At 72.0% G+C, this 21532-nt stretch carries 15 protein-coding genes; 11 read left to right on the plus strand and 4 right to left on the minus strand.

Going from position 1 to position 21532, the window contains the following annotated elements; translation table 11 throughout:
• Positions 1 to 15 precede the first annotated feature (15 nt).
• The 5 genes from Q5425_RS32475 to Q5425_RS32495 all read left to right on the plus strand — a co-directional run bounded on the left by Q5425_RS32475 (position 16) and on the right by Q5425_RS32495 (position 7689).
• Complete coding sequence (locus Q5425_RS32475) at positions 16 to 1356, plus strand: sugar ABC transporter substrate-binding protein (RefSeq protein ID WP_308676164.1); 1341 nt, start codon at positions 16 to 18, stop codon at positions 1354 to 1356.
• The gene (locus Q5425_RS32480; protein ID WP_308676165.1) at positions 1353 to 2891 is read left to right on the plus strand and encodes an alpha-L-arabinofuranosidase C-terminal domain-containing protein; all 1539 of its coding nucleotides are present in this window, start codon (positions 1353 to 1355) and stop codon (positions 2889 to 2891) included. The genes Q5425_RS32475 and Q5425_RS32480 overlap by 4 nt, the downstream gene beginning before the upstream one ends.
• A complete protein-coding gene (locus tag Q5425_RS32485) occupies positions 2884 to 4638 on the plus strand; it encodes a beta-galactosidase (protein ID WP_308676166.1) in 1755 nt (584 codons plus the stop codon). Before Q5425_RS32480 ends, Q5425_RS32485 begins: the two co-directional genes overlap by 8 nt.
• Positions 4639 to 4759: 121 nt before the next feature.
• Positions 4760 to 6658 (plus strand): RICIN domain-containing protein, encoded by a 1899-nt coding sequence (locus Q5425_RS32490; RefSeq protein ID WP_308676167.1) that lies wholly within the window; start codon positions 4760 to 4762, stop codon positions 6656 to 6658.
• Positions 6659 to 6960: 302 nt separating this feature from the next.
• Complete coding sequence (locus Q5425_RS32495) at positions 6961 to 7689, plus strand: GAF and ANTAR domain-containing protein (RefSeq protein ID WP_308676183.1); 729 nt, start codon at positions 6961 to 6963, stop codon at positions 7687 to 7689.
• 44 nt (positions 7690 to 7733) lie between these two features.
• Here Q5425_RS32495 and Q5425_RS32500 read toward each other — a convergent pair whose 3' ends face one another.
• Positions 7734 to 8612, minus strand: a complete 879-nt coding sequence (locus tag Q5425_RS32500; RefSeq protein WP_308676168.1) for a MurR/RpiR family transcriptional regulator — start codon at positions 8610 to 8612, stop codon at positions 7734 to 7736.
• Between the two features lie 118 nt (positions 8613 to 8730).
• On the opposite strand from Q5425_RS32500, the gene Q5425_RS32505 reads away from it, so the two are divergent.
• Genes Q5425_RS32505 through Q5425_RS32515 form a run of 3 tightly spaced genes read left to right on the plus strand, consistent with a single transcriptional unit; the run spans position 8731 to position 11752 of the window.
• Complete coding sequence (locus Q5425_RS32505) at positions 8731 to 10122, plus strand: MFS transporter (protein ID WP_308676169.1); 1392 nt, start codon at positions 8731 to 8733, stop codon at positions 10120 to 10122.
• Positions 10119 to 10541, plus strand: coding sequence for a GAF domain-containing protein (locus tag Q5425_RS32510; protein WP_308676170.1), 423 nt, complete (start codon positions 10119 to 10121; stop codon positions 10539 to 10541). The genes Q5425_RS32505 and Q5425_RS32510 overlap by 4 nt, the downstream gene beginning before the upstream one ends.
• Positions 10538 to 11752 (plus strand): amidohydrolase family protein, encoded by a 1215-nt coding sequence (locus Q5425_RS32515; RefSeq protein WP_308676171.1) that lies wholly within the window; start codon positions 10538 to 10540, stop codon positions 11750 to 11752. Before Q5425_RS32510 ends, Q5425_RS32515 begins: the two co-directional genes overlap by 4 nt.
• On the opposite strand, the gene Q5425_RS32520 is transcribed toward Q5425_RS32515, so the two are convergent.
• On the minus strand, positions 11753 to 12817 hold the full coding sequence (locus Q5425_RS32520; RefSeq protein ID WP_308676172.1) for an aldo/keto reductase: 1065 nt from the start codon (positions 12815 to 12817) through the stop codon (positions 11753 to 11755).
• Positions 12818 to 12916: 99 nt separating this feature from the next.
• Complete coding sequence (locus Q5425_RS32525) at positions 12917 to 14419, minus strand: tannase/feruloyl esterase family alpha/beta hydrolase (protein ID WP_308676174.1); 1503 nt, start codon at positions 14417 to 14419, stop codon at positions 12917 to 12919.
• Positions 14420 to 14567: 148 nt separating this feature from the next.
• Between Q5425_RS32525 and Q5425_RS32530 the strand changes: the two genes are divergently transcribed.
• The gene (locus Q5425_RS32530) at positions 14568 to 17423 is read left to right on the plus strand and encodes an AAA family ATPase (RefSeq protein ID WP_308676175.1); all 2856 of its coding nucleotides are present in this window, start codon (positions 14568 to 14570) and stop codon (positions 17421 to 17423) included.
• Between the two features lie 93 nt (positions 17424 to 17516).
• Positions 17517 to 18545, plus strand: coding sequence for an alpha/beta hydrolase (locus tag Q5425_RS32535; protein ID WP_308676176.1), 1029 nt, complete (start codon positions 17517 to 17519; stop codon positions 18543 to 18545).
• A 76-nt stretch (positions 18546 to 18621) separates the two neighbouring features.
• On the opposite strand, the gene Q5425_RS32540 is transcribed toward Q5425_RS32535, so the two are convergent.
• On the minus strand, positions 18622 to 20214 hold the full coding sequence (locus tag Q5425_RS32540; RefSeq protein ID WP_308676177.1) for an ABC-F family ATP-binding cassette domain-containing protein: 1593 nt from the start codon (positions 20212 to 20214) through the stop codon (positions 18622 to 18624).
• Between the two features lie 193 nt (positions 20215 to 20407).
• On the opposite strand from Q5425_RS32540, the gene Q5425_RS32545 reads away from it, so the two are divergent.
• Complete coding sequence (locus Q5425_RS32545) at positions 20408 to 21430, plus strand: NAD-dependent epimerase/dehydratase family protein (protein WP_308676178.1); 1023 nt, start codon at positions 20408 to 20410, stop codon at positions 21428 to 21430.
• Positions 21431 to 21532 lie beyond the last annotated feature (102 nt).

The raw sequence follows: 21532 nt of genomic DNA on the forward strand, positions 1-21532 counted from the left end.
GTGAAGGGACACTCGATGTCAAGATTCCGCACCCGCGCCAAGGCGGCCGCCGCCCTCGCGCTGGCCGCCGCGCTGGCGGTCGGCTGCTCGTCCGGGGGCACGCCGTCCGCGCCCGCCGCCGCCACCGGCAACCAGGACTCCGTGGACGCCGCGCTGAAGGCCGGCGGGGAGATCACGTACTGGAGCTGGACCCCGTCGGCCAAGGACCAGGTGGCCGCGTTCCAGAAGGAATACCCGAACGTCAAGGTCAACTACGTCAACGCGGGGACCAACAAGGAGGAGTACACCAAGCTCCAGAACGCGATCAAGGCCGGCTCGGGTGCCCCCGACGTCGCCCAGATCGAGTACTACGCCCTCCCGCAGTTCGCGCTGACCGATTCACTGGCCGACCTGAACCAGTTCGGCTTCGGGTCGTTCGAAAAGGACTACAGCGCCTCGACGTGGGCGCAGGTGAAGAACGGCAACGGGGTCTACGGCCTGCCGCAGGACTCCGGCCCGATGGCCCTGTTCTACAACAAGGAAGTCTTCGACTCCAGCGGCATCGCCGTGCCGAAGACCTGGGCCGAGTACATCGACGCGGCGAAGAAGCTGCACACCGCCGACCCCACCAAGTACATCACCTCGGACACCGGTGACCCCGGGTTCGCGCTGAGCATGATCTGGCAGGCCGGCGGGCACCCGTTCGCCGTCGACGGCCGGAACGTGAAGGTCAACCTGGCCGACGCGGGCACCAAGAAGTGGACCGCGATGTGGGACCAGCTGATCCAGGGCAAGCTGCTCGCCCCGGTCAAGGAGTGGTCCGACGACTGGTTCCGTGCTCTCGGCGACGGCACCATCTCCTCCCTGGTCACCGGCGCCTGGATGCCGGGCAACTTCATCTCCTCGGTGCCCGGTGGCGCCGGGAAGTGGGCGGTCGCGCCGATGCCGACCTACGACGGCCAGGCGGTCACCGCGGAGAACGGCGGCAGCGCGCAGTCCGTGGTCAAGCAGAGCAAGAACCCGGCGCTGGCCGCGGCGTTCGTGCGCTGGCTCAACCACGCCGGCGGCGTTCAGCCGTTCATCAAGAGCGGTGGTTTCCCGTCCACCACGGCCGATCTGACCTCGCCCGCGTTCGTCGACCAGGCCGTGCCGTACTTCGGCGGCCAGAAGATCAACCAGGTGCTGACCCAGGCGTCGAAGGACGTCGCGAAGGGCTGGACCTACCTGCCGTACCAGACCTACGCCAACAGCGTCTTCAGCGACACCGCCGGCAAGGCCTACCTGAACGCCACCCCGCTCGACGCCGGGCTGGCGGCCTGGCAGCAGGCCATCGTCGACTACGGCAACCAGCAGGGCTTCACGGTCAGCGCGGGATGACCGTCCACATCGAAGGCGACGCGGGCCAGGTCATCGGCCCGGTCCCGCGTCGCCTCTTCGGCTCGTTCGTCGAGCACATGGGCCGGGCCGTCTACACCGGGCTCTACGAGCCGGACCACTCCACATCGGACGAACGCGGCTTCCGCGGTGACGTCCTGGAGCTGGTGCGGGAGCTCGGCCCGACCGTCGTGCGCTACCCCGGCGGCAACTTCGTTTCCGGCTACCGCTGGGAAGACGGCGTCGGGCCCGAGCGGCCCGTCCGGCTCGACCCGGCGTGGCACAGCGTGGAATCCAACCGCTTCGGCCTGCACGAATTCGTCGCGTGGGCCGAAGCCGCGGGTACCGAGGTGATGTACGCCGTCAACCTCGGTACCCGCGGCATCCAAGAGGCCGCCGACGTCCTCGAGTACTGCAACCACCTCGGCGGCACGGAACTGAGCGAGCGGCGGCGCGCGAACGGCGCCGACCGCCCGTTCGGCTTCAAGCTGTGGTGCCTCGGCAACGAGATGGACGGCCCGTGGCAGATCGGCCACAAGACGGCCGAGGAGTACGGCCGCCTGGCCGCGGAGACCGCGCGTCTCATGCGGATGATCGACTCGAGCGTCGAACTGGTCGTCGCCGGCAGCTCGCACGCCGACATGCCGACGTTCGGCTCGTGGGAACGCACGGTGCTGCGCCACACCGCGGAGCTGGTCGACCACATCTCGCTGCACGCCTACTACCAGGAGCTGCACGGCGACACCGACAGCTACCTGGCCAGCGGGGCGGCGCTGGACCGCTACATCGCCACGACGGCCGGGGTCATCGACGAAACCCTGGCCGAGCTGGGGCTCGGCAAGAAGATCGGGATCAGCGTCGACGAGTGGAACGTCTGGGACCTGCGCCGCTGGAACGAGGTCGACCAGGCGCGGCTCGCCGGGGGCGGCTGGCGGCAGCACCCGCGGATCATCGAAGACACCTACACCGTCACCGACGCGGTCGTCGTCGGCTCGCTGCTGAGTTCCCTGCTGCGCAACGTGGACCGCGTCACCATGGCGAACCAGGCGCAGCTGGTGAACGTCATCGCGCCGATCCGCTCCGAGCCGGGCGGCCCGGCCTGGCGGCAGACGACGTTCCACCCGTTCCAGCGGGTGGCCGCGCTGGCCGGCGGGGCGAGCCTGCGCCTGACCGTCGAAGGGGAGAAGCTGCGCACCGCGCAGCACGGCGAAGTCGACCTCGTCGACGTCGCCGCGACGGTCGAGGAGTCCGGGCGCGGGGCGGTGTTCCTGACCAACCGCGCGACGGCGTCGCCGACCGAGGTGCGGATCCGGCTGCGCGGTGCGCGGTTCGGCGTGTACGCCGCCGAAACCCTGACCACACCGGACGGCGAGACGCGCCACGCCGTCAACACCGCCGACTCACAACCGGTCCGGCCGGTGCCGTTGCCCGGCACCGCCGTGACGGCCGATCCCGGGGGGACCACCATCACCGTGACACTGCCACCGCTGTCCTGGAGCGTGCTCCAGCTGAGCCCCGAAGCGGGCCCCCATGCCTGAGTTCGCCATCGGGGAAACCGACTTCCTGCTCGACGGGCAGCCGTTCCGCATCCTGTCCGGGGCCCTGCACTACTTCCGGGTGCACCCGGACCTGTGGGCCGACCGGATCGACAAGGCGCGGCGGATGGGGCTCAACACCATCGAGACGTACGTGGCGTGGAACGCGCACGCCCCCGAGCCCGGCGAGTTCGACCTCTCCGGCGGCCTCGACCTCGACCGCTTCCTGCGGCTCGTCGCCGACGCCGGGATGTACGCGATCGTGCGGCCCGGCCCGTACATCTGCGCCGAATGGGACAACGGCGGGTTGCCGGCGTGGCTGTTCCGCGACCCTTCGGTCGGGGTCCGCCGGTACGAGCCGAAGTACCTGGACGCCGTCCGGGAGTACCTGACGAAGGTGTACGAGGTCGTCGTCCCGCACCAGATCGACCGCGGGGGACCGGTGCTGCTGGTCCAGGTGGAAAACGAATACGGCGCGTTCGGCGACGACAAGCGCTACCTGAAAGCGCTTGCCGAGCACACGCGCGAAGCGGGCATCACCGTGCCACTGACCACAGTGGACCAGCCGACACCGGAGATGCTGGAAGCGGGCAGCCTCGACGGGCTGCACCGCACCGCGTCGTTCGGCTCCGGTGCCGAGGCGCGCTTGGCGATCCTGCGCGCCCACCAGCCGACCGGGCCGCTGATGTGCAGTGAGTTCTGGAACGGCTGGTTCGACCACTGGGGTGCGCACCACCACACCACCTCGGCCGCGGACTCGGCGGCGGAGCTCGACGCGCTGCTGGCCGCGGGCGCGTCGGTCAACCTCTACATGTTCCACGGCGGCACCAACTTCGGGCTCACCAGCGGCGCCAACGACAAGGGCGTCTACCAGCCGCTGGTCACCTCCTACGACTACGACGCCCCGCTGGACGAAGCCGGCGACCCGACGCCGAAGTACCACGCCTTCCGCGACGTGATCGCCCGTTACCACAAGGTGCCCGACACGGTCCCGCCACCGGCGCGGCCCGCGCCCACACCGGGTTCGGTGCTGCGCGACCCGGTCCGGCTGCTCGACGCGCCGGAACGCTGGGGCGCGTGGGAGTTCCACGAGGAGCTGCCCCCGTTCGACGCGCTCACGCCGATGCCGCAGCTCGCGTTGCTGCGCACCGCGGTCGACGGCGACCGGCCCGGTGTGCTGACCTTCGGCGAGGTCCGCGACCGCGCGACGGTGTTCTTCGACGGCGACCTCGTGGGCACGCTCTCCCGGGAGCACCACGACCGCGCGATCCCGTTGCCCCGCGCCCGCGGCGAGCTGCTGGTGCTGGTCGAGGACCAGGGCCGCGTCGACTACGGCCCCCGCATCGGCGAGGCGAAGGGCATCATCGGCGGGGCGTCGCTGCACGGCGAGCCCCTGACCGGCTGGGACGTGCTGCCGCTCGACCTGGCCGCGGTGCCCGCGCTGCGGCCGGCCGCGCCGGCGTCCGTGGCGGGCCCGGTGGCCGGGCCGGTGGTGCTGCGCGCCGAGGTCGTCGTCGACGAGCCCGCCGACCTCTTCCTCGACACCGGGGAGTGGGGCAAGGGCGTCGCGTGGCTCAACGGGTTCGCGCTCGGCCGGTACTGGCGGCGAGGCCCGCAACGGACGTTGTACGTACCGCGCCCGGTGGTCCGGGCGGGTGCCAACGAACTCGTCGTGCTGGAAGTCGGCACGATGCTCGACCCCGCGGCCCGGTTCGTGCCGCGGCCGCTGCTGGGCCACACCGAGGCCTGAGGAAGTCCCCACCGAAGCGAAGGGCAGTTCGACGATGAACTTGCGGCGTTTGCTCACCGTCCTTTGTGTACCTCTGATAGGCGGCGCGGTCGTTGCCGCGCCGGCGGAAGCGGCGGCCGCCGTGACGGTGAAGCCGGATCCGACGTACCGGCAGCAGCCGTTCGACGGCTGGGGTGCCAGCCTGGCGTGGATGGCCGAGGCGACCGGCGGTTACCCCGACGCCATCCGGAACAAGCTGGCCGACCTGGTCTTCGGTCCCGACGGGCTGAACCTGAACATCGCCCGGTTCAACGTCGGCGGCGGCAACGCCCCCGACGTCCCGCCGTACCTGCGCGCGGGTGCCGCGGTCCCGGGCTGGTGGAAGGCGCCGGCCGGCACCACCCGCGCCGACAAGGACTGGTGGACGCCCGGCAACGCCGCCGAGTTCGACCCGAAGGCCGACCCGAACCAGCGCTGGTGGGTCGACAAGATCAAGAACCGCGTCACGAAGTGGGAGGCGTTCAGCAACTCGCCGCCGTACTTCCAGACCGTGTCGGGGTACGTCTCGGGCGGCTTCACCGCCACCGACGAGCAGCTGCGGCCCGACAAGATCGGCGATTTCACGGCCTACATGACGCAGGTCGTGCGGACCCTCGAACGCGCGCACGGCATCAAGTTCGCCTCCGTGAACCCGCTGAACGAGCCGAACACGAACTACTGGAAGACCACGCTCGGCGCCGACGGCAACCCGACCGGCGGGCGGCAGGAAGGCGCGCACATCGGGCCGTCGGTCCAGTCGCAGCTGATCCCGGCGATGGCCGGGGCGCTGAAGGCGGCCGGCTCGCGGGCGATCGTCTCCGCGCCCGACGAGACCAACCCGGACATCTTCGCCGCGGACTGGGCCGGCTGGTCGGCCGACGCGCGCGCGGCGGCGGGCCGGCTCAACGTGCACACCTACGGCACCGGCAACCGGCCGGTCCCGCGCGACCTGGCCAAGGGCGCGGCCAAGCCGTTGTGGATGAGCGAGGTCGGCGGCAGCTGGCTGGACCGGCAGGACTTCACGGACATGGACCCCGGTCTCGGGATGGCCAAGCAGATCACCGACGACCTGCGCCTGCTCGAGCCGAGCGCGTGGGTCAGCTGGCAGCCGATCGAGGACTACAACAACATGAAGCCCGGCGGCGAGTCCGCGGCCGGGATGAACTGGGGCGAGATCCAGGTCCCGTTCGACTGCCCGGCTTCCGCAACCTTGGCGACCTGCCAGATCAAGACGAACACGAAGTACCACACGATGCGCAACTTCACCCACTACATCCGGCCGGGTGACCGGCTGGTGGGGGTGAACGACACCGCGTCGACGGCCGCGATGCGCGGCGAGGACCTGGTGACGGTCGTGCACACCAACGCGGGCACCGACGCCCAGGACGTCACGCTGGACCTGTCGGGCTTCCGGAGCGTCCGTCCCAGCGCTTCGGTGACACCGGTCGTCACCGACGTCGACGGCGCGCTGCAGCGGGGCAAGCCGGTGCGGGTGGTCGCGGGCAAGGCGACGCTGCGGGTGCCGGCGCGTTCGGTGACGAGCTTCCTCGTCAACGGCGTCTCCTCGACGGCGGCCGGCACGGGCCTCGGCTCGGGCAAGCCGGTCACGTTCACCGGTGTGCAGAGCGGCAAGTCCCTGGCGGCGGAAAACGGCACGCTGGTCCAGCGCACGACGGACGCGGCGGCGCCGGCGCAGCGCTGGACGCTCACCGACCGCACGGGCCGCTACGGCAACCGCGACCGGTTCACCATCACCAACGCGGGCACGGGTCAGGTGCTCAGCACGTCCGGCGGAGCGGTGACACTGGCCGCGGCGGGCACGTGCGACGCGGCGGCGCAGTGGACGTTGTCCACGACTGGTGACGGGACGTGGACGTTCGTGAACGCGGCGAGCGGCCAGCTGCTCGACGTGCCGGGCGAGTCCCGTGAGGACGGCGCCCGGATCGGCCTGTACAAGCCGACGAACGGCCCCAACCAGCGCTGGCAGGCCATCACCGGCTGACGCCTGACGCCTGACCCAAGCGCCCCAATGTGGCGTTGGTTGCGCCCAACGCACCGAACGCCACATTGGGGCGCTCTGGTCAAGGCGGCCGGAGCGGGTTGTGGCCGTCTCGACAGGCGGATTGGCCATCCGCCCCGGCCACCCGGCGCGGCCGACGGCAATCCGGAGCGTGCGGCCGGTAGAGTTCACCCGGACCGTTGAAACGCCAGCGGTGGTCTCTGTTGACGCTGCTGGCGAGCTCATCCCCGTGCTCGCCGCTTGACGCATGGGAGGGGTGGGCCTTGCCGACCACTGGCGACGGCATGGCGGAGCGGGTCGACGAGCTGAACGTCGTGCTGGCCGATCTCGTCGGGGTCCTCGAATCGATGTCCGACACACCGGGCCTGCTCGACGCGGTCTGCGGCGAGGCGGTCCGGGTGGTCCCGGACGCGGACCTGGCCAGCATCATGGTGGTCCGCGACGGCGTGACGCAGACCGCGGCCTTCACCGACGAACGCGCCCGGCGCATCGACGAGGTCCAGTACGCGGCAGGCGACGGTCCGGGCCTGCTCGCGGCGCTGACCGGCGAAGTCGTGCGGGTGGCGGTCGCCGAAACGGGCGATCAGTGGCCCGAGTTCGTCGCGGCGGCCAAGGAACTGGGTGTCGGCAGCTACCTCGCGGTACCGCTGCGGGTGGACGACACGCTGGTCGGTGCGATCACGTTGTTCGGGTTCGAGACCCACGGCTACCACGAGTTCGACACGAAGGTGTTGCGCCTGTTCACGCTGTGCGTGGAGACGGTGCTGCGGCTGACCCGCCGCTACCGCGAGGCCCGCAGGCTGGCCGACGAGCTCCGCAACGCGATGGAGACGCGCGCGGTGATCGAGCAGGCCAAGGGCATGCTGATGCTGATCCACCGGGTGAACGAGGACGCGGCGATGCACCGGCTGATCGTCGAGTCCCAGCACACGAACATCAAGCTCCGCGACGTCGCGGCGCGGTTCACCAAGAGGATGAGCTCAGCCGACGGCGGGGCGCCGCCCCGGCACTGACCGGTCCGGTCACGGGCGCGGCCGGGGTCCGGCCGTGCCCGTGGCTACCCGGACTTCGCCGACGGCCGCCGGTGCAGGAGGTCGAACCGCGACCACATCGCCTCGGCCGCCTCGATCGAAGCGCTCGTGCGGGCCGGGTCGACCGCCGCGAGCTGGGCGACGATGGCCTGGACCAGGGCCATGCCCGCGGTCAACGACGGGAAGAACGTCACGCCCTCCGCCGGCACCATCAGCACGTGCTCCGCCGCGCCGGCCAGTGCAGGGCTGGCCGCGTCCGTGATCGCGAACACCCGCGCGCCGCGCGCCTTCGCCTCGTTCGCCGCCAGGACCGTGCTCTCGTACAAGCGCCAGAAGCTGATCGCCACCAGGACGTCGTCGGCGGTCAGCTTGGCCGTCTGGTTGGCCAGTTCCGCGTCGCCGGCCGTCACCGCGTGGACGTCGTAGCCCGCCAAGCGCGCGTTGTGGGCCATGGCGATCCCGACCGCCGCGTAGCTCCCGTCGGCGATCACCAGCGTCCGGTGGGCCGCCGCGATCGCCCGGGCCACGACCCGCAGCACCTCCTCGTCGAAGCGGCGGTTCAGCAGCGCGAGGCCGTCGAGGTCACGGCGCAGGGACGCCGACCCGGGTGAGTCGACCCCGCGGTGCTCCTCGGCGACCTGGGGCGCGCTCAGCGACGACATGTACCGCGCCCGCAGCTCCTGCTGCAGCGCCGGCCAGCCGGCGAAGCCCAGCGCCTGCGCCGTGCGCGTCACGGTCGCGACGTTGACACCGGCGAGCTGGGCCAGCTCGGCCGTCGAACCGAACGAGGCCCGCCGGGGCTGGGAAACCAGCACCTCCAGCACCGCGGCCGACTTCGGCCGCAGTCCGCGCTCGGGTAGCCGGTCTCGCAGCCACGCTTCGAAACCGTCGTCGGTCTCCGCCACCTTGGCGCCTCCCCTCGGGTCGCGTGCACCGTAACGCAACAACTTTTGCAACGATCATTGCAGTTCGGCTGAAATGCAGAGTACGTTGTCGGCACTCCCCGGACGGAAGGCGTTCCCCATGACGCTGCTGGCACGACTGGACCGGCTCCCGCTGAGCCGGCCCCACTACAAACTGCTGGTCATCGGCGGGCTCGGCTACACCTTCGACGGCATGGACTCGGCGGTCGTCGCCTTCCTCCTGCCCAGCGCGAAGGCGGTGTGGGGCCTCGACAACGGCCAGCTCGGCCTGATCGGCTCCGCGACGCCGTTCGGCTTCCTCTTCGGCGCGATCGCGGCCGGCCTGCTCGGCGACCGCATCGGCCGCAAGAAGGTCATGATGTACGCGCTGGCCTTCTACGCGGTGTTCTCCGTCGTCGCGTCGTTTTCGCCGAACTACGAGGTGTTCCTCGGCGCCCGGGTGCTGGCCGGGGCGGGCGCCGGCGCCGAAAGCGCGATCATCGCGCCGTTCCTGTCCGAGTTCGTCCCGGCCAAGCGGCGCGGCTGGTTCGTCGGCGCGCTCGCCGGGTTCTTTTCGTTCGGTTTCGTCGCGGCCGCGCTGATCGGGCGGTTCGTCGTCCCCTCGTTCGACGAGGGCTGGCGGGTCGCGCAGCTAATCACCGCGCTGCCGATCGTCATGCTGCTGTGGTGGCGCCGGTCCCTGCCCGAATCGCCCCGGTTCCTGCTCGCCCACGGCCGGGCCGCCGAGGCCGAAGACGTCGTCGCCCGGATCGAGCGGGACGTCGAAAAGGCGACCGACACGGCCCTCCCGCCGGTGCCGCCGTCGGACGCGCAGCCCGCGACGGAAACGCCGAAGGTGAACCTCTTCAGCGCGCTGCGGTTCCTGTGGAGCCCGGCGATGCGGCGCCGGACGGCGGTGATCTGGACCGTCTGGTTCGTGATCACGTTCTCCTACTACGGCTTCTTCTCGTGGATCCCGACGCTGCTGGTGGAACGCGGCATCACGGTGACGAAGAGCTTCGAGTTCTCGATCATCATCTACCTGGCCCAGGTGCCCGGGTACTTCTCGGCGGCGTGGCTGTCCGAACGGCTCGACCGCAAGCACACGATCGCGCTGTACCTGGCCGGTTCGGCCGTGAGCGCGTTCTGGCTGAGCCAGACGAGCACGCCGTGGTCGATCACCCTCGCCGGCGCGGTGCTGTCGTTCTTCCTCAACGGCACCTACGCCGGGGTGTACTCCTACACGCCCGAGGTGTTCCCGACCTGGATCCGCGCCAGCGGCACCGGCCTGTCCAGCGCGTTCGGCCGGGTGGGCAGCATCCTCGCGCCGACGATCATCGGCCTGTCCGCGGCGAGCCTCGGGTTCGCCGGCGTCTTCGGCCTGACGACGGCGGTCCTGGCGGCCGGGGTGCTCTGCGTGCTCGTGTTCGGGCTGTCGACCGCGGGCCGCTCGCTGGAGGAACTGACCGAACACGGCGCCCCGGTGGCCGTGGCGAAGGAGATGACGAAGTGAGTTTGTCCATTGTGGAGGAGCGGGTGCGTTCCGAGCTCGGTGTGCGGTTGTTCACGGTGCTCGCCTGGATTCCGGAACGCCGGGCGCTGCGCCGCGTGCACAGCAGCCACCCGGCGGAGTACCCGGTCGGCGGGGAGAAGACCGTCGAGGTCGCGGCGGGCTGGCTGGAGCGCTGCATCACCGCGCAGGAGTCCTACTTCGGCCCGGATCGCGCCGCGGTGCGGGAGATCTTCGCCGACCACGAGCTGATCGAATCGCTCGGCTGCGGCTCGATCATCAACGTGCCCGTGGTCGCGCACGGCCGGACCCTCGGCGTGCTCAACATCCTCGACGCGGAAGGCGCGTACGACGATTCTTCCGTACGAACGGCCGAATCGCTTGCGCCGCTCGCCGTGCCGTCGCTCGAGGAGGAACTGTGACCGGATCCCTGCTGCTGCGCAACGCCCGCCTGCTTGACCCGCTGTCCGGCGAATACACCGAGGGCGACCTGCGGTGCGCCGACGGCCGCATCGCCGAGGCGGGGCCCGGCCTGGCCGCGGCCGACGTGCCCACGCTCGACCTCCGGGGCGCGGTCGTGCTGCCCGGGCTGATCGACGCGCACGTGCACGTGACCGCGTCGACGGCGGACCTCGGCTCGCTGCCGTCGGCGTCGCCGTCCTACGTGGCCGCGCACGCCGCCCGCACGATGAGCCGGATGCTCGACCGCGGGTTCACCACGGTCCGCGACGCCTCGGGCGCCGACTTCGGCCTCGCCGAAGCCCAGGCGGAAGGGCTGTTCCGCGGCCCGCGCCTGCTGTTCTGCGGCCGGGCGCTGAGCCAGACCGGCGGTCACGGCGACAGCCGCACCCGCGGCACCCACGTGCGCGACGACCACCCGTGCTGCGCGGGACTCGGCCGGGTGGCCGACGGCGAGGACGCCGTCCGCGCGGCGGCCCGCGACGAGCTGCGCAAGGGCGCGCACCACATCAAGGTGATGGCGTCCGGCGGTGTGGCGTCCCCGACCGACCGCATCGACTCGACGCAGTATTCGGCCGGGGAACTGCGCGCGATCGTCGAGGAGGCCGAAGCGGCCAACCGGTACGTGGCGGCGCACGCGTACACCGCCCGCGCGGTCAACCGAGCCCTGGAACTGGGCGTCCGGTCGATCGAGCACGGCAACCTCCTCGACGACCGCAGTGTTTCGCTGTTCCTCGAGCAAGACGCGTTCCTGGTGCCGACGCTGGTGACGTACTGGGCCCTGAAGGAGGAGGGCCGCGAGCACGGCCTCCCGGAATCGAGCTGGCGCAAGGTCGACGAGGTCCTCGGCGCGGGCTTGGCGGCCCTGGACCGCGCGGCCCGCGGCGGCGTCAAGCTGGTCTACGGCACGGACCTCCTCGGCGGCATGCACCGCCACCAGAACCACGAATTCCGCCTGCGCGCCGAGGTCCAGTCCCCGCTGGAGGTCCTCCGTTCGGCAACGTCGACGGCGGCGGAGCTGCTGAACCTCACCGGCGAGATCGGCACGTTGGCACCGGGCGCGCACGCGGACCTGCTGGTGGTGGACGGCGACCCGCTGGCGGACATCGGGGTACTGGCCGAGCCGAAGCACTTCCACCACATCATCCAGGGCGGCGAGGTGGTGTCCGGCTGACTACCAGTTCCGCACCGGCGGCGCGTACCCCGCCGGCTTGTCGCCGATCTTCAGGTCCGGGCTGACGATCCAGTTCTGGTACGCCGGGGTGAACATGCGGTACACCGACGCCGGCGGGACCGCGCTCGCCTCGTCGAGCAGGGTGCGCAGCTCGGGCGGGATCTCGAAGTCGAGCGCGGCCATGCTCTTGCCGAGCTGGTCCGCGCTGCTCGCGCCGACGATCGCCGAGGCGATGCCCGGCTGGGTGGCCACCCAGTTGATCGCCACCTGGGCCATGGTCACGCCCAGCTTGTTCGCGACCTGCTCGAGGGGTTCGAGCACCTGCGGGGTGCGCTCGGTCCAGGTGGGCCCGTCGCTGAGCCGTCCGGTGCCGCCGTCGCGGTACTTGCCCGTGAGGAGGCCGCCGGCCAGGGGGCTCCACGCCGTGACGCCGAAGCCGAGGTGCTGGGCCATCGGGACGTGCTCGGTCTCGATCTCGCGCTCGACCAGCGAATACGGCAGCTGCAGGTTGACCATCGGCGCCAGCGAGTGCGCCTCCGTGAGGCTCTGCGCCCGCGCCGCGTACCAGCTCGGGACGTCGGACAGGCCCGGGTAGCGGATCTTGCCCGCGCGGACAAGGTCGTCGAACGTGCGCACCACCTCTTCCACCGGGGTGAGCCGGTCCCAGGTGTGCAGCAGGAAGAGGTCGACGTAGTCGGTGCCCAGCCGGCGCAGCGACGCCTCGAGGGCGCGGATCAGGTGCTTGCGGCCGTTGCCGCCGGCGTTGGGGTCGGCCGGGTCGACGGTGTTGGTGAACTTGGTGGTGAGCACCACCCGGTCGCGCGCCTTCGCCTCGGTGATGAGCTTGCCGAGGATCGTTTCGCTTTCGCCCGCGGTGTAGAAGTCCGCCGTGTCGACGAAGTTGCCGCCCTCGTCGAGGTACCGGCGGAAGATCGGGCGGACCTCGTCTTCGGTCTTGCCGTAGGCGGCGTGGAACCCGCTGGTGCCGAAGTTCATCGTGCCGAGGGCGAGCCTGCTGACGCGCAGCCCGGAACGCCCGAGGAGGTAGTACTGATCGAGTGACATGAGTTCAGCGTGCCGAGGCATTTTTGGACCCGCAAGTCCAGTCCGCGACCCCCGGCCCAAGCGCCCCAATGTGGCGTTGGGGCGCTTGGGAGCCGGGGCTCAGCGGCAGCGGTAGCTCGACGCCGTCGCCGGGTCGCCGCCGGTGTAACGCGAAACCCGCGGGTACGGGCACAGGTTGCGCGTCTTGCCGTCCGCGGACGCCGCCGCCAGGGTGGCCGGCGCCTTGCCGTGCTCGACCCAGTCGACCAGCGCGCCCAGCGCGTTCGTCGGCTCCGGGCCGCCGCCGCCGAAGCAGTGCTCGACCCCCGGCGCCAGGAACAGCCGGTAGAAGTCGTTCACCCGCTGCGGGCCGCCCATCGTGCGTTCCACCTGCGTGCGGTAGGACAGCGTGCCGCCCGGCGGGATCAGCTGGTCGTTCGCGCCGACGAACGTGATCAGCTTGCCGCCGGCCCGGCGGAACGCCGACAGGTCGGGGTCGGACGTGCCGATGACGTCGTCGTACTCACGCACCGACTGGCGGAACAGGTCCGTGAACTGCGCATACGTGAGCTTCGACGTGTCGAAGCCCGGCTGCTTCTCCAGGAACGACTGCACCCACTTGACGGCCACCGGGAAGCCGGGGGCGGTCAGCGTGCCGTCGGGGCCCGGCTGGGTGCCGGCCAGCCACGTGAAGTCCGCGCCCTTCGGCAGCCCGGCCCACAGCTTGCGGCCGCGCTCGTCGGTCGGGCCGGCCCAGATCTTGCGCATGACCTCGGCGTCCGCGGCCGTGACGGTGAACTCGTGGCCGTCGCAGACCACCTTCGTCCCGACGAGGCTGCGCGGGTCGTAGCTGCACTCGTCCGGCCGGTCGACGATGCCGTTGGTCACGCCGTCCCGCGCGTCGCACGCCTGGACCGCGGCCGTGCGGAACGCCGAAAGCACGCAGGTGCTCGGGAAGTCGTGGCTGGAGTTCATCACGATCTGCGGCCAGAGCGTCGCGACCGCGAACTGCGTCCAGTCGACGGCGGGGGCGTTCGCCAGGATGCCGTCGAAGTCGTGGGCGTAGTTCTGGGCCTCGGAGTAGCCCTGACGACCGCCGGTCGAGCAGCCGGTCCAATAGGAGTACGAGATCGGCCGCTGGTAGTACCGCTCGGTGACGGCCTTGCCGATGACAGCTTCTTCGTGCACCGATCGGGTGGCGAAGTTGGTCAGGAGCGTCTGGTCGACCCGGCCGTCTTTCAGCGCCCAGGACGTGTCGAGGCCGTCCAGCGAGACGCCCGCGTCGGTCGTCACGGCGGTGTAGCCGTCCTTGACCGCTTGGGGGAGCGCGTCGAAGTTGCCGGCGGCGTAGGCGCTGCCGCCGAGGGCCTGGAGCCGGCCGTTCCACCCGGTGTCCGGCAGGGCCACGGCGACCTTGACGTGGTCCGCGCCGGAGTGGGTGAGCGTGACGGTGATCCGGCAGTACGACGGCTGGTGCTCGGCCTGCACCGATTCGATCTTCGCGCCGGGCGGGGCGGGCACCGTGACGGCGGCGCAGGGGGCCGGGGTTGCTGCCGAGGCGGCCGGCTGCGTGACGGTGGTCAGCAGCAGCGGCACGGCGGCAGCGAGAAGGAGGCGTTTCATCGGTCTCTCCGGTCGCTTTCGTCCGATGTGGACATTGCGCTGGAACGGTAGGCGCGGTGCTTCGGGCCTCGCGCCCGTCGGATGACGCTGCCGCCGTACGTCACCCGGCCGTGAGCTGCGGAAACGTGCTTTGGGTAAGGTCGTTTCCATGGCGCTGAGCGGACGGGAAACCCAGCTGAAGGAGCTGGGCGAGCTCGTCGACGGCCCGGAAGACCGCAGTGGTGTCCTCATCCGCGGCGAAGCGGGCATCGGGAAGTCCGCGCTGGTGGCTTCGACGGCTGCGGCGGCATCGGTGGCCGGGTTGCGGGTGCTGCGGACGACCGGGGCCGAGGCGGAGCAGAACCTCGCCTACGCCGGGCTGCACCAGCTGCTGTATCCCCTCCGGGCGGGGGTGGCCGAGCTCCCCGAGCCCCAGCGGGACGCCCTGCGGACGGCGCTGGGGCTCGCTTCGGGGGCCGAGCCGAGCGCCTACCTGGTCGGGCTCGCCGCGTTGACGCTGCTGGCCGAGGAGGCGGCGGCCAAGCCGTTGCTGCTGGTCGCGGAGGACGTGCACTGGCTCGACCGAGCGAGCTCGGACGTACTGGCGTTCGTGGCGCGGCGGATCGAGACCGAGCCGATCGTCCTGGTGGCGACCCTGCGCGACGGCGCGGAGTCCCCGCTGCTCGACGCGGGCCTGGGGGCGATGGTGCTCGACCGCCTCCCGCCGGACGAGGCGGCCGAGCTGCTGGACGCGGTCGCGCCCCGGCTGGCCCCGGCGGTCCGCACGCGGCTGCTGGCGGAGGCGGCGGGGCTGCCGCTGGCGCTGACGGAGCTGCCCTTGGCGGTGGCGGACCTCGACGGGCTCGACCCGGTGCTGCCGCTGACGGAACGCTTGGAGCGCACGTTCACGGCGAGGGTGGCGGCCCTGCCGGCGGCGACACGCACGGCGCTGCTGGTGGCGGCGCTGAACGAGACGACCTCGCTGGCGGAGACACTGGAGGCCACGGGCGCGCTGCTCTGCGCGGGCGCCGCGGCGGCCGGAGCGGAGGTTCGCGCGGGCGGGCCGGCCCCCGGCGAGGGGGCCGCGAAGGTTCCCCCGACCGGAGCCGGCGGGCATGCGGCGGCCCTGCACCCGGACCGGCCCGGCGCGCCCGAGGCAGGTGCTGCGGCACCTTGCCCTCGCGCCGATCCCGGAATCCTCGCGCCCGCCGTCGAAGCCCGGCTGATCGAGCTCTCCGCCGGGACCGTCACCTTCCGGCACCCCCTCATGCGGTCCGCCATCCCCGCCGCGGCCGGTCCGCTCGACCGCCGGAACGTCCACCTCGCCCTCCGCGAAGCCCTGCGCGACCAGCCCGATCGCCGGGCCTGGCACCAGGCCGCCGCCACCTCCGGGCCCGATGAAACCGTGGCCGGGGAACTCGAACGGACCGCCCAGCGCGCCCGCTTCCGGGGCGGGGCCGCCGCCGCGATCGCCGCTCTGGAGGAGGCCGCGCGGCTGAGCGATCGGCCGGAGCGCCGCACCGATCGGTTGCTGCTGGCCGCCGAACTGGCCGTCGAGTCCGGGCGGCGGGAGACCGCCGAACGGCTCGTGCGTGCCGCCGAGCCCGGCGACACCCGGCGCCGGGCCACCGCCGGCCGGCTGCTCAGCGAGTTCGAAGACGGCGTCCGCGAAGATCCCGCCCGCGTCGCGGAACTGGCCAGGACCGCCGCGTCCGTCGCCGCCGACGGGCACCACGACGCCGCCATGCGGATCCTCTGGAGCGCCGCCATGCGCTGCTTCTGGACCGAACCCGGCGCAGCCGCGAGAGAAGACCTGCTGGAAGTCGCCGACCGGCTGCCCGTCCCGGCCGGCGACCCGCGGATCGTGGCGGTCACCGCGTACGTCGCGCCCTTCGAACGCGGCGAAGCCGTCCTGCACCACCTGCGGGAGCTGGTCGCGAAGACCGGCGCCGATCCCGAAGTCGACCGGTACCTGGGCAGCGCCGCGCTGCAGGTCGGTGCGTTCGACCTGGCCGCCCGGTTCTCCGCCGCCGCCGCGCCCGGCCTGCGGGCCCAGGGCCGGCTCGGGTTGCTGCCGCGGGCGCTGGCCGTCCAGGCGTGGAGCCGGGTGCGGCTCGGCGACCTGGCCGGGGCGGTGCCGGCCGCGGCGGAGGCGGCCCGGTTCGCCAGGGAGACCGGCCAGCCGTTCATGTACGGCCTGGCCACGGCCGTCCAAGCCGAGATCGCCGCCCTGCGCGGCGAGCACAAACCGGCGAAGACGCTCGCCGACGAGGCCGAACGCGCCGGGCTCGCGGCCGGCGCCCGGCCGGTGCTGGCCACCGTGCAGCTCACCCGCGGCCTGACGAACCTGAGCGAAGGCCGGTTCGAGGACGCCTTCGCCGATCTGCGCCGGCTGCTCGACCCGGCCGATCCCGCCTACCAGCTCGCGTTGCGCGCGTACTGCCTCGCGGAACTCACCGAAGCCGCCGTGCGGGCCGGGCAGACGGACGCCCTGCGGGACGTGCTCGCCGAGCTGGAGCCGCTCGCGGCGCAAACGCCGTCACCCGCCCTGCACATCGGCCTCCGGTACGCGCGAGCCGTGCTCGACCCCAGCGACGAGCGGTTCGCCGAAGCCCTGCGGGCCGACCTGACCGGCTGGCCCGCCGAACGCGGCCGCGTCCACCTGGCCTTCGGCGAGTGGCTGCGGCGGCAGCGGCGGGTCGTCGAATCGCGGACGCACCTGCGCACCGCCCGCAAGACGTTCGACGCGCTCGGCATGGCGGCCTGGGCCGACCGGGCCCGCCGCGAACTGCGCAGCGCCGGCGAGTCGAGCCCGAACCGCGGCCCGGACGCGCGGGACAAGCTGACCCCGCACGAGCTGAGCATCGCGCAGCTGGCCGCGGAGGGGCTGACGAACCGGGAAATCGGGCAGCGGCTGTACCTTTCGCACCGGACCGTCGGCACCCACCTGCACCGGATCTTCCCCAAACTCGGCGTGAGCTCCCGCGCCGACCTCGCCGGGAAGCTGAAGACCCTCGAAGGGTGACGTACACCGGCTGCGTCACCTGACGGGCGCGAAGTTCACCGGGCTGTTCCTAACCTCGTGAAAGTCCCACGGTCTTTCGCACAGGAGCAGCAGATGATCAGCAGGAGAAGGTTCGGGCAGGCGTTCGCGGCCGGGCTCGCGGCGACGTCCTTGGCGGCCTGCTCGTCGGGCGCTCCCGCCGTCGCCCCCGCTTCGGCGCCCGACCTGCGGGCCGGATCGGGCGAGCACACCTCGCTCGGTGCGCTCAAGCAGGCCGACGCCGGGGTGCTCACCATGGCCTACCACGAGTCCGGGCCGGCCACCGGGCAGCCGGTGGTGCTGCTGCACGGCTGGCCGTACGACCCGTACAGCTACGTCGACGTCGCCCCGATCCTGGCCGCCGCCGGCTACCGCGTGATCGTCCCCTACCTGCGCGGCTACGGCCCGACGGTGTTCAAGTCCGCCGGCACGGTCCGCAACGGCCAGCAGACGGCCGTGGCGCTCGACGTCATCGCCCTGATGGACGCGCTCAAGATCGACCAGGCCGTCCTCGGCGGTTACGACTGGGGCGGCCGGACCGTCGACATCATCGCCGCGCTGTGGCCCGAGCGCTGCAAGGCGATCGTCGCGGTCAGCGGGTACATCGTCACGAACCTCAAGGCGAACCAGCAGCCGCTGGCCCCGGCCGCCGAGCTCGGCTGGTGGTACCAGTACTACTTCGCGACCGAGCGCGGCCGCGCCGGCTACGCGGCGAACCGCCACGACTTCAACAAGCTGATCTGGAAGAACGCGTCCCCGGCGTGGCACTTCGACGACGCGACGTACAACCGCAGCGCGGCGGCGTTCGACAACCCCGACCACGTCGACATCGTCATCCACAACTACCGCTGGCGGCTGAGCCTCGCCCCGGGCGAGCCGCAATACGAGCCGTACGAACAGAAACTGGCCGCCGGCGCGACCATCGGCGTCCCGTCGATCACGATCGGCAGCGACTTCGACGGCGCGGCCAAGGACGGCAAGCCCTACCGCGCCAAGTTCACCGGCAAGTACGAGCACCGCATCTTCGACGGCATCGGCCACAACGTGCCGCAGGAGGCACCCCGGCCGTTCGCCCAGGCGATCGTGGACGCCGGCCGCCTGTGAGCGTCGTGAGTGGTAAGGCGGGTTCTAACCCGCCTTACCACTCACGACAAGCCGCGGCAGGCTGCTCAGCCGGGCGTCACCGCAGCCGGCCGTCCTCGAGCCGCAGCCACCGGTCGATCCCGATCTCCCCGAGGAAGCGTTCGTCGTGGCTGACGACGACGAACGCGCCGCGGTACGCCGTCAGCGCGCTCTCCAGCTGCCCGGTGCTGACCAGGTCGAGGTTGTTCGTCGGCTCGTCCAGCAACAGCAGCTGCGGAGCCGGTTCGGCGAACAGGACGCAGGCGAGCGTGGCGCGCAGCCGTTCGCCGCCGGAGAGGACGCCGACCGGCAGGTGCACCCGGGAACCGCGGAACAGGAAGCGCGCCAGCAGGTTCATCCGCCGGTCCGCGGGCAGGGCCGGCGCGGCCGCCGCCAGGTTCCCGGCGACGCTGCGGTCGTCGTCCAGCAGGTCGAGGCGCTGGGAGAGGAACGCGATCCGGCCTTCGGCGCGGGTGAGCGTGCCGGCGTCCGGCTCGAGGTCGCCCTGGACGAGCCGCAGCAGTGTCGACTTCCCGGCGCCGTTGGGGCCGGTGAGCGCGATCCGCTCGGGACCGCGGATCGCGAGGTCGGCGCCGTCGCCGAAGAGGTCCCGCACCCGCAGGCCCTCGCCGAGGAAGAGCGTCCGGCCCGCCGGGACCGCCGTCTGCGGCAGCTCCAAGCTGATCTTCTGCTCGCTGCGCAGCTCGCGCTCGGCCTGGTCGAGCTTGGCCTTGGCCGCGCCGACGCGCGCGGCGTGCGTGCCGTCCGCCTTCGCCGCCGAGTCCTGGGCGTTGCGCTTCATCGTGCCGGCGAAGATCTTGGGCAGCCCGGCGTTGCCGAGGTTGCGCGACGCGGTGCTCGCCCGCCGGGCGGCGCGCTCGCGGGCCTGCTGCATCTCCCGCTTCTCGCGCTTGACCTCCTGCTCGGCGTTGCGGATGTTCTTCTCGGCGACTTCGCGCGCGGAGCGGACGGCTTCTTCGTAGGCGGTGAAGTTGCCGCCGTGGAACCGGATCTCGCCGCCGTGGAGCTCGGCGATCCGGTCCATCCGGTCGAGCAGCGCGCGGTCGTGGCTGACCACGAGCAGGCAGCCGGACCAGTCGTCGAGCACGGCGTAGAGCTGGTGGCGCGCTTCGGCGTCGAGGTTGTTGGTGGGTTCGTCGAGCAGCAGCACGTCCGGCCGCTTGAGCAGCTGCGCGGCTAGGCCCAGCGACACGACCTGGCCGCCGCTGAGGGTGCTCAGCGTGCGGTCGAGCCCGACGTCGGCGAGGCCGAGCCGGTCGAGCTGGGCGCGGGTGCGTTCCTCGACGTCCCAGTCGGTGCCGATGGTGGTGAAGTGCTCCTCGGCGGCGTCCCCGGATTCGACGGCGGCGAGCGCGCGCAGCACCGGCGCGACGCCGAGGATCTCGGCGACGGACGGTTCCCCGCTCAGCGGCAGGTCCTGCGGGAGGTAACCGAGCACGCCGTCGGCGCCGACGCTGCCCGCCGACGGCTGCAGCACGTCGGCGACGAGCTTGAGCAGGGTCGTCTTGCCGGAGCCGTTGGGGGCGACGAGGCCGGTGCGGCCGCCCGGGAACGTGGCGGACAGGCGGTCGAAGACGGGGGTGTCGTCCGGCCAGGAGAAGGACAGGCCGGACAGCACGATTTCGGACATGGCGAAGACCTCGATGGGGTGAAAGCGGAAAGGGGGACGTCGAAAGCGGCCCGCACCGGCACTGCCGGGGGCCTGCACACTCCGGAGCTACCCGGAGATGTCGACGTCACCTGCCACGACTGGACTCCTCTGAACGGATCTTCCCCTCGAAGATAGCAGGGTTGTTCCCCCGGGCCCCGGGTAACCGGACCGGATGCGCATCGTGGTGACCGGAGCGACGGGCAACATCGGGACCGGGGTCGTGCGCGCGTTGAGCGCCGACCCGCAGGTCGAAACGGTCGTCGGGCTGGCCAGGCGCCCGGCGGAGGGCGTCGTCACGGCCGACGTCGAACGCGACGACCTCGTGCCGCACTTCCGCGGCGCCGACGCCGTTGTGCACCTGGCGTGGCTGTTCCAGCCCACCCGCCGTCCCGAACGCACCTGGCGCGCGAACGTCCTCGGCTCGATGCGGGTGTTCGACGCGGTGGCCGCGGCGGGCGTACCGAAGCTCGTCTACACGTCGTCGATCGGGGCGTACTCGCCGCGCGAGGACGACGAGCCGGTGACCGAGGACTGGCCGACGCACGGCTGGCCCGGGGCCGCTTACACGCGGGAGAAGGCTTATCTGGAGCGGTACCTCGACGCGTTCGAGGTCCGCCACCCGAAGCTCGACGTCGTCCGGATGCGGCCGGGATTCGTCTTCCAGCGCAGCGCCGCGACCGAACAGCGGCGCCTGTTCGCCGGGCCGTTCGTCCCGGGTTCGCTGGTGCGGCCGGGGCTGATCCCGGTGGTGCCGGACATCCCCGGGCTGCGGGTCCAGGTGGTGCACACCGACGACCTGGCCGACGCGGTCCGCCGGGTGGTGACGCGCCCGGTGCGCGGGCCGTTCAACATCGCGACCGGCCCGGTCGTGGACCCGCGCTTCGCGGCGGACCTGCTGGGCGCGCGCACGATCCCGGTGCCGGCGGGTGTGGTCCGCGCCGCGGTGGACGCGGCTTGGCGCCTGCACGCGGTCCCGGCGACGGCGGGCCTCTTCGACGCGGTCATGCGGCTGCCGGTGATGGACACGAGCCGCGCGCAGTCCGAATTGGACTGGCAGCCGAGTCGTGACGCAGGGGCCACGTTGAAGGAGTTCCTCGCGGGACTGCGGGAGGGCGCCGGTGGCGGTACGGCACCGCTGGCGCCGGACCGCCACCGGCTGCACGAGATCGCCACGGGCATCGGCCGGAAGCCCTGACCGGGTCGGTCGCCAGAGCGCCCCAATGTGGCGTTCGGTGCGTTGGGCGCACCGAACGCCACAGTGGGGGGGGTGGGGGCACCCCACGCCCCCATGGGGGCG

The organism is Amycolatopsis sp. A133 (assembly GCF_031082405.1).
Classification (GTDB): Bacteria; Actinomycetota; Actinomycetes; order Mycobacteriales; family Pseudonocardiaceae; genus Amycolatopsis.